The sequence below is a fragment of the Enterorhabdus sp. P55 genome (genome assembly GCF_009911695.1).
Lineage (GTDB): Bacteria > Actinomycetota > Coriobacteriia > Coriobacteriales > Eggerthellaceae > Enterorhabdus.
In genome coordinates this window covers 1-1,376 of the sequence record NZ_QWKK01000230.1, presented here as the reverse complement: position 1 = coordinate 1,376, position 1,376 = coordinate 1, and the positions used below count along the sequence as shown (strand labels likewise).

Annotated in this window: 2 protein-coding genes; both read left to right on the top strand. The window is 67.1% G+C overall.

Features of this window, described 5'->3' with window-relative positions:
• Nucleotides 1-404 (top strand): WecB/TagA/CpsF family glycosyltransferase (locus D1643_RS11000; RefSeq protein ID WP_160710643.1); only part of this gene is annotated, 404 nt, incomplete at its 5' end.
• The coding region (gene wecB / locus D1643_RS10995; RefSeq protein ID WP_160710642.1) for a non-hydrolyzing UDP-N-acetylglucosamine 2-epimerase at nucleotides 401-1,376 on the top strand (976 nt) is incomplete at its 3' end. The genes D1643_RS11000 and wecB, both read left to right, overlap by 4 nt.

Here is a 1,376-nt window from a genome sequence, read left to right as displayed (position 1 = left end):
CGGCCGAGAGGCTGCGGGAGGCCCATGCGGGATTGAAGATAGTCGCCGCTCGCGACGGCTACTTCGGCCCGGACGAGTATGCCGATGTCGCCGAGGAGATTTGCGCGGCGTCCCCGCGGATCACGTTCGTCGGGATCACCTCCCCGAAGAAGGAGGAGGTCATAGAGTTCTTCCGCCGCGCCGGGCTCAAGGGCGCTTTCGTGGGCGTGGGCGGCTCCTTCGACGTGGTGTCGGGCCGCATCCCGCGCGCGCCGCTCTGGATGCAGAGGGCGCGCCTGGAGTGGCTCTTCCGCATGATGCAGGAGCCCGGGCGCCTCCTCAGGCGCTACGCGGTGGGGAACATGAGGTTCATGAGGCTGCTTTGGCGGGAGGCCCGCGCGCCGCGCAGGGAGGAGAACTGGTGAAGAAGGTGATGCTCGTCTTCGGCACGCGGCCGGAGGCGATAAAGATGTGTCCGCTCGTGAAGGAGCTCCAGTCCCGGCCCGGAGACTTCGAGGTCGTCGTGTGCGTGACCGGGCAGCACCGGGAGATGCTCGACCAGGTTCTCGAGGTCTTCGCCGTGGTGCCCGACCACGACCTTGCCGTCATGCGCCCGGGCCAGACGCTCTTTGACGTCACTTGCGACGTCATGCTCGACATCAGGGCCGTCCTCGAGGAGGAGTCCCCCGACGTGGTGCTCGTGCACGGCGACACCACCACCTCGTTCGCCGCCGCCCTGGCGGCGTTCTACCTCCAAATACCTGTGGGCCACGTCGAGGCGGGGCTGCGCACGCGCGACCTGCGCTCCCCCTGGCCCGAGGAGTTCAACCGCCAGGCGGTCGACGTGATGGCGGACTGGTACTTCGCCCCCACGGAGCTGAGCCGTCAGAACCTGCTCGATGAGGGAAAGCCTGCGGATAGAGTCTTCGTGACGGGCAACACTGGCATTGACGCCCTGGCGACCACCGTGCGCGATGGCTATGAGAATGGGCACCTGAATTGGGCTGCCGGATCGCGCCTCATCCTCATCACGGCGCACCGGCGGGAGAACCTCGGCGAGCCCATGCGTCATATGTTCCGGGCCATCCGCCGGGTCATGGAGGAGCACCTCGACGTCAAGGCGATCTATCCCGTCCACCTGAACCCTCTGGTTCGTGAGGCGGCGCGGGCTGAGCTCGACGGGTTCGACCGGCTGCGCCTGATTGACCCTCTGCCGGCCCTTGACTTTCACAACTTTCTGGCCAGGAGCCACGTTATCCTCACCGACTCGGGTGGCATCCAGGAGGAGGCGCCCTCGCTCGGCAAGCCCGTGCTCGTCATGCGCGACACGACGGAGCGTCCCGAAGGGGTGGCTGCCGGCACCCTCAAGCTGGTGGGCACCGACGAGGAGGTCATCT